The sequence below is a fragment of the Micromonospora sp. NPDC050200 genome, assembly GCF_040656135.1.
Taxonomy (GTDB): Bacteria; Actinomycetota; Actinomycetes; order Mycobacteriales; family Micromonosporaceae; genus Micromonospora.
In genome coordinates this window covers 1-7,044 of the sequence record NZ_JBFALG010000129.1, presented here as the reverse complement: position 1 = coordinate 7,044, position 7,044 = coordinate 1, and the positions used below count along the sequence as shown (strand labels likewise).

Annotated in this window: 7 protein-coding genes; 4 read left to right on the top strand and 3 right to left on the bottom strand. The window is 75.8% G+C overall.

Annotated features, from left to right (window positions below; genetic code table 11):
- Positions 1-138 precede the first annotated feature (138 nt).
- From AB0I41_RS34480 to AB0I41_RS34470, 3 genes are all read right to left on the bottom strand, one after another.
- Positions 139-939 (bottom strand): helix-hairpin-helix domain-containing protein, encoded by an 801-nt coding sequence (locus AB0I41_RS34480; protein WP_357115429.1) that lies wholly within the window; start codon positions 937-939, stop codon positions 139-141.
- 314 nt (positions 940-1,253) lie between these two features.
- Positions 1,254-1,601 carry a TcmI family type II polyketide cyclase gene (locus AB0I41_RS34475; protein ID WP_357115426.1) on the bottom strand — a complete coding sequence of 116 codons (348 nt, stop codon included), beginning with the start codon at positions 1,599-1,601 and terminating at the stop codon, positions 1,254-1,256.
- Positions 1,602-1,721: 120 nt separating this feature from the next.
- Positions 1,722-2,531: a BTAD domain-containing putative transcriptional regulator gene (locus AB0I41_RS34470; RefSeq protein WP_357115423.1), complete on the bottom strand. Its 810-nt coding sequence runs from the start codon at positions 2,529-2,531 to the stop codon at positions 1,722-1,724.
- 413 nt (positions 2,532-2,944) lie between these two features.
- Between AB0I41_RS34470 and AB0I41_RS34465 the strand changes: the two genes are divergently transcribed.
- The 4 genes from AB0I41_RS34465 to AB0I41_RS34450 all read left to right on the top strand — a co-directional run.
- A complete protein-coding gene (locus tag AB0I41_RS34465) occupies positions 2,945-3,286 on the top strand; it encodes a TcmI family type II polyketide cyclase (protein ID WP_357115420.1) in 342 nt (113 codons plus the stop codon).
- Positions 3,283-5,013, top strand: a complete 1,731-nt coding sequence (locus tag AB0I41_RS34460; protein ID WP_357115418.1) for an acetyl-CoA carboxylase carboxyltransferase subunit alpha — start codon at positions 3,283-3,285, stop codon at positions 5,011-5,013. Before AB0I41_RS34465 ends, AB0I41_RS34460 begins: the two co-directional genes overlap by 4 nt.
- Positions 5,014-5,060: 47 nt before the next feature.
- Positions 5,061-5,534 (top strand): acetyl-CoA carboxylase biotin carboxyl carrier protein, encoded by a 474-nt coding sequence (gene accB / locus AB0I41_RS34455; RefSeq protein ID WP_357115432.1) that lies wholly within the window; start codon positions 5,061-5,063, stop codon positions 5,532-5,534.
- Positions 5,535-5,544: 10 nt separating this feature from the next.
- A partial coding sequence (locus AB0I41_RS34450) for an acetyl-CoA carboxylase biotin carboxylase subunit (protein ID WP_357115416.1) occupies positions 5,545-7,044 on the top strand: 1,500 nt, incomplete at its 3' end.

Below are 7,044 nucleotides of genomic sequence, written 5' to 3'. Positions count from 1 at the left end.
CGGCGCGGGGGGGCCCGGCCCCCGGCCCGCCCCCCGCCCCCCGGCCCGGGGGGGGGGGGGGGCCCCCCGTTGCGGGCCGCGGGGCCGGGGGGCGGGCGGGGGCCCGCCCGGGGCCGCGCCCCCCGGCCCGCGTGGTGCTCAGACCTGGTCGGCGCCGGCCAGCAGCTTCGCCTGCTGCGGCCAGGTGGCCACGCTCGGCGCGGCGCGCAGCCCGGCGGCCCGGATGGTGTCGCGCAGCGCCGCCTCGTCCAGTTCGGCCAGCTGGCGGTAGGTGCGGATCCCCGCGGCCTGCAGGGCGGCGGCCATCTTCGGCCCGACTCCCTGGATGCGGCGGAAGTCGTCCGCCGGCCCGTCCTCGGCCGGCGCGACCGAAGCCGCCTCGGCGGCCGGCGCGGCCACGACGTCCGCGTCGGCGGTCACGAGCTCGCCGGACGCGGCCGGCGCGTCATCCTCCACCGGGTTGCGGGGAGCGGGGATCACCGGCGTGACCGTCGGCGGCTCGGCGGCCTCGACCTCGGCGGCAGCGGGAGTCTCGACGGGCCCGGCCGACACCGGCGCGACCTGCGGGGTCGCCTCGTCCCCGGCGGTCTGCGCGACACCGACCGGCTCCACGGCCGGCTCCTCGTCGGCCGCGACGGCGTCGGCCCGGTCGCCGTCCGCGACGTCGGTCCGGTTCGCGTCCGCGTCGACCGGGGCGGCGACGCTGTCCGCCGGCGCGACGTCGACGGCGGCCTCGGCTCGGGGGGTGTCGACGGTCGCGGTCACCGTGGCGACGGCCTTCTCGTCCTCGGAGAGCCCGACCACCGGGTCACCCTCCACCATGGGCTCCGGCTGCCCGGCGGTCGCTGCGGCCTGCCGGTTGCGCCACAGCCAGCCCCCGGCCACGGCCAGTCCCAAGACCAGGATCACGATCAGCCATTGCCCGAAAGTCGACGGCACGGCAAAACCTCCCTCTTGCGTACATCGGTGAAAGTCGCGAAGAAAAACCCGCCGCAGCTTCGCACACACGGGTGCCGGACGACAGGCAGGTCCCGGCCACTGCGACCCAGCTGGGACGCACGGTGTCGGGGGGTGGCGACGGGATGACCGACGGTACGGAAAAAGGGTGGACCCGGCTGGGCCGCGACGAGGTGCCGTCGTCGGGCCCGGCCGGGCGGCTCAGTCCTCTTCGCTTCGGTACCTGGAGAAGCCGTTGACGAACGTGGGGCCAGCAGCTCCGCCAGCTGCGGATGCCAGGTGCAGGTCCGTCCCGCTCACCCGGCCGGGCGCGGCGCCGGCAGGTCGGCGGCGTCCCAGCGGTAGAAGCAGCCGGCGATCGCGTCCCGCGGCGAACGCCAGGTCGGCAGGTACGGGGAGGTGTGCGCGGAGAGCCGTTCGTTGACCTGGAGGTACAGCGGGTGGTTGCGGGCGCCGGCCAGCGAGTCCGGGTCCACGTCCTCCGTCTCCATCAGGTGTACGCACAGGTCGTGCAGGCAGTACAGGGACCGGTGCCGGACGCCGGTCAGGGCGGGCAGTTCGGTCGCGTCGGATTCGGCGAAGATCTGCGCCACCCGACCCTCCGAGCCCGGGAGGATCCTGCTGACGATCAGTAGACGACTCATGGGACCCCTCTCGCCGGTGGTGCTCCGCCCAGGTCGGAGACCACGGACTGCTGTGCGACCCACCCTGCCGGTACGACTGTCACCTCGCCGTCACGCCTGCCGCGCCGTCGGTGACGTCGGTCAGCCGCTCCCGGGCGCGACCCGGGCGTCGGGTGGCCGGCGGGGACCGCCGGGCCGTTCCCGGGTGGCCTCGCGGATCGGCGCGAGGGTCTCGTCGAGCAGCGCGGCCATCGCCGCCGAGGGTTCCAGCCGCAGCTCCCGCAGCAGCAGGTCCCGGTAGACGTAGAAGGCGTGCACCGCCTCGAACGCGTTGCCCTCGGCGAGGTGGATGCGGACCACCAGCCGGTGCGGTGTCTCCCGCAGCGGCTCGGCGGACATCGCCTCCAGCGCGGCCTCCAGCGCCTCCCCGTGCCGGCCGGCCGCCAGGTGGTGGCCGGCCAGTTCCTCCAGCATGTGCAGGCGCAGTTGGCGCAGCCGCTCCCGGTCGGCGAGGACCCAGTCGTCGTACCAGCCGGGGAGCAGGTCGTGCCGGCCGGCGGCGAGCGTCGCGGCGGCGTACGCATCGTCGCCGTCGCGGACCCGGGCGGCCGTGCCGACCAGCGCGTCGACGTCGATCCGGACGGCCGGTTCCAGCCGTACGGTGTCGCCGGCGGTGACGAACGGGCAGCAGGGGTCCTGGCGCAGCCGCCAGAGGGCGGTGCGCAGCGAGGACAGCGCCCGGTCTTCCGGCGCGTCCGGCCAGAGCAGGCCGGCCAGGTGGCTGCGGGTGGCGCCCGGACGCAACGCGATCAGCGCGATGACCCGTTGCAGGCCACGGGGTACCACGACCGGCGCGCCGTCGTGCAACAACCGGAAGCCGCCGAGCAGGTGCAGCGAGATGTCCGTGCCGGGTCGGTGCCCGGTGGTCGGCATGGACGGATCAGCGGCCACGGCGGCACCCCCTGCGGAACGCGCGTCCCGACTCCTCGGCTGTCCCCGGTGCGGCTGCCCATGACCCCACTGTCGGGTCGCTCCGCCGCGGCGCGGCGTCGCGTGCCGTGGCCACCGGTCTGACCGTGACGAAGATTATCAATTGTGGTCACTCTCGGTCAATGTCGGGTAGGCGTCGTGCCGGCGCACGCGTAGCCATGAAACCGCTTCTGAACTGCGGATAAAGTGTGACGGCGAAGTTCTCTGCACAGCGGATACACAGGGATGCGTCAACGCACCGTCACGAAGATTCGTGGGCCGGTGCCCGCCGGTGACGCCCCGGTGACGGCGACCCGAGCATCGTGTCGGGCAGTCGTCCGGCTTGGCTGGCGCGGTCCGCACCCGCGCCGGAGGCCGTGGGGGGAGGCCCATCCATGGACCGTTCGCTGATCGTCGCGAAGGTGGTACCCACCGCCGAGGCGCAGGTCGCCGAGATCTTCGCCGAGTCCGACGCGACGGAGCTGCCGCGCCTGGTCGGCGTCCGGCACCGGTCGCTCTACCGGCTGCACGACCTCTACGTGCACCTGTTGGAGACGGAGTCACCGACATCCGGCGCGGTCGAGGCGGCCCGGGGGCACCCCGAGTTCGAGCGGGTCAGCGCCCGGCTGCGCCCGTACATCTCGCCGTACCTGCCGACCTGGCGGGAGCCCCGCGACGCGATGGCGCGCTGCTTCTACCGCTTCGACGCGACGGCCCCCGCCGGGCGGCGGTCGTGACCGCCACCGCCCCTCGGGAGGGGGAGCTGTGGTCCCGTTGCGCCGGCTGCGCGTCGTTGCTGTACCGCAAGCGGCTGCGCCGCAACCTCGACGTCTGTCCGGAGTGCGGGGAGCACGCCCGGCTCGCCGCCCCCGAGCGGCTGCGCCAGCTGGTGGACGCGGAGTCGTTCACCCCGCTGCCGGACCGGCCGGCCGAGGTGGACCCGATCGAGTTCGTCGACGTGCTGTCGTACCCGCACCGGCTCAGCGCGGCCCGGGCCGGCACCGGGCTGGCCGAGGCGGTGGTCTGCGGCACCGCCACCATCGGCCGGCACCCGTGCGCGCTGGCCGTGATGGACTTCCGGTTCCTCGGCGGCAGTCTCGGCGCCGCCGTCGGCGAGCTGATCACCCGGGCGGCGGAGCGGGCGCTGGAGGACGGGGTCCCGCTGGTCCTGGTGACCGCCTCGGGCGGGGCGCGGATGCAGGAGGGCGCACTGGCGCTGATGCAGATGGCCACGGTCAGCCAGGCGATCGCCGCGCTGCGCGAGGCCGGGCTGCTCACCGTCAGTGTGCTCACCGACCCCACGTACGGTGGTGTGGCGGCGTCGTTCGCCACCAACACCGATGTGGTGCTCGCCGAGAGCGGCGCCCGGATGGGCTTCGCCGGCCCTCGGGTGATCCGGCAGGTCACCGGCCGGGCGCTGCCGGAGGGCTTCCAGACCGCGGCCTTCCTGCTGCGGCACGGCCAGGTGGACATGGTGGTGCCGCGGCACGCCCTGCGCGGGCGGCTGGTGGCGCTGCTCGCCGCCGCCCGGGCCGGCCGCCGCCGCGCGTGGCGTGCCGTACCCCGGCAGGCGCCCGTGCCCGCCGCGCGCCCGGCCGCCGTCGCGGACCCGCCAGGCACGGCGGCCGACGCCGCACCGGCGGCGGGCGCCGACGCCTGGGCGACGGTACGGCTGGCCCGGCACCCCGGCCGGCCGACCACACTGGACTACCTGGACACCGCGTTCGAGGGTTTTGTCGAGCTGCACGGCGACCGGCTCGGCGCGGACTGCCCGGCGGTGGTCGGCGGGCTGGCCCGGCTCGACGGCCGGCACCTGATGGTGATCGGCCACCAGAAGGGCCACACCACCGGCGAGCTGGTGGCCCGCAACTTCGGCATGGCCAGCCCGGCCGGGCACCGCAAGGCGCTGCGGCTGATGCGGCTCGCCGCCCGGCTCGGCCTGCCGGTGGTCACCCTGGTGGACACCCCCGGGGCCGACCCGGGCGTCGGCGCCGAGGAGCAGGGGCAGGCGGCGGCGATCGCGGAGAACATCCTCTCCCTCAGCGTGCTGCCCACTCCGGTGGTCGCGGTGATCACCGGTGAGGGCGGCAGCGGCGGGGCGCTCGCGCTGGCCGTCGCCGACCGGGTGCTGATGCTCCAGCACGCCGTCTACTCGGTGATCAGCCCGGAGGGCTGCGCGGCCATCCTCTGGCCGGACCGGGGGGCCGCGCCGCAGGCCGCCCGCGCGCTACGGCTGACCGGCCCCGACCTGTGCCGGCTCGGCGTCGTCGACGACCTCGTCCCCGAGCCGGTCCCGGCCGCGCACCACGACCCGGAGGCGGCCGCCCGCGCGCTGCGCGAGGCGGTGCTGGCCCACCTGCTGCCGCTGCTCGACGTGCCGCCCGCCACCCTGGTACGTCGGCGTCGCCAGCGTTTCCGGCGCTTCGGCGCGGCCCGCGCCGGCCTCCGAATGGGTGCCCGGTGAGCGCCGGGACCGTCCCGGCCGGCGCCGGATCGTCGGCGGCCGACGGCGTGGAGGCGGCGCACGAGGTGGACGTGGTGCTGGCCGGCCTGCGCCGACACGCCCGGCAGCTCGTCGCCGAGGTCGCCGGCCCGGTACGCCGGGTGCGCCTGCGCAGCGGCGACACGGTGCTGGAGGTGGAGTGGCACGAGGCCCCCGCGGCGGAGACCGGACGCGCCCCGGACGCCCCGGCGGTGGCCCCCGCGTCGGAGGTGCCGGCGCCCCGGCCCGCGTCGCGGGCCGGCCGGATCGAGGTGCGCTCGCCGATGGTCGGCACCTTCTACCGGGCCCCCGAACCAGGCGCCGCGCCCTTCGTCACCGTCGGCGACCTGGTCCGGCCCGGGCAGGTGGTCGGCATCGTGGAGGCGATGAAGCTGATGAACGAGGTGACCGCCGAGCGGGCCGGTCGGGTGGTCGAGGTCCTGGTCGACGACGGCCGACCGGTGGAGTACGACCAGCCGCTGGTCGCGCTGGAACCGGCCTGAGGTGGTGGGGATGTTCGAGAAGGTGCTCATCGCCAACCGGGGTGAGATCGCGCTGCGGGTGCTGCGCGCCTGCCGGGAGTTGGGCGTACGGACGGCGGTGGTCTACTCCACCGCGGACGCCGACTCGGTCCCGGTCCGCCTGGCCGACGAGGCGGTGCTGATCGGACCGGCGTCGAGCCGGCGCAGCTACCTCAACGCCGCCGCCATCGTGGAGGCCGCCCGGCAGGTCGGGGCGCAGGCCGTGCACCCCGGCTACGGGTTCCTCTCCGAGGACGCCGACTTCGCCGAGATCTGCGCCGACAACGGGCTGGTCTTCATCGGCCCGCCGCCGCAGGTGATGGCCGCGCTGGCCGACAAGTCCTCGGCCCGGGCGCTGATGAGCCGGGCGGGGCTGCCGTTGCCGCCCGGCAGCGTCAGCCCGGTGCCGACCGCCGAACGGGCGGCGGAGGTCGCCGCCGAGGTGGGCTACCCGGTGATCGTGAAGGCGGCGGCCGGGGGCGGGGGCCGGGGGATGACAGTGGTCCGGTCCCCGGCCGAGCTGCCCCGGGCGTACGCCCGCACCCGGGCCGCCGCGCAGGCCGCCTTCGGCGACGACCGGGTGTACGTCGAGCGCTATCTGACCGACGCCCGGCACGTCGAGGTGCAGTTGCTCTGCGACGGGCACGGCAACGGCGTGCACCTGGGCACCCGGGACTGCTCGGTGCAACGGCGGCACCAGAAGCTGGTGGAGGAGGCCCCCGCACCGGCGCTGCCCGCCCGGCTGCTGGAGACCATCGCGCAGACCGCCCTGCGCGGCGCGCTGGAGGTCGGCTTCACCGGCGCCGGCACGGTGGAGTTCCTGGTGGACGCCGAGGAACGGTTCCACTTCCTGGAGATCAACTGCCGGATCCAGGTCGAGCACCCGGTCACCGAGATGATCACCGGGATCGACCTGGTCCACGAGCAGTTGCACATCGCTGCCGGCCTGCCGCTGCGGCCGCGGCAGCAGGATGTGCGGCTGCACGGGGTCGCCGTGGAGTGCCGGGTCAACGTGGAGGACCCGGACCGCGGCTTCGCGCCGACCCCCGGCCGGCTGGAGCGTTTCGTCCCGCCCGGCGGCCCGTTCACCCGGGTCGACACCCACGGCCACCCCGGCTACCTGGTCGGGCCGTACTACGACTCACTGCTGGCCAAGGTGGCGGTCTGGGCGCCGGACCGGGAACTGGCGTTGAACCGGCTGGAACGCGCGCTGGAGGAGTTCGACATCGCCGGGCCGGGGGTGCGGACCACCATTCCGTTCGTCCGGCGGGTCCTCGACGACCCCGCCTTCCGCAAGGGCCACTACACCACCTCACTGGTCGACCGCCTGCTCGCCGAAGGGCACCCGACCGGAACCACTCCGCCGCCGCCCGGGGCCGTCGCCCCGCCTGAAGTCGCCGCCCCGCCGTCCGGGGCCGTCGCGTCGCCACCCGAGGTCGCCGCGCCGCCGTCCCACGGCACGCCTCCGCCGGCCGGGGCCGATGCGCCGGCG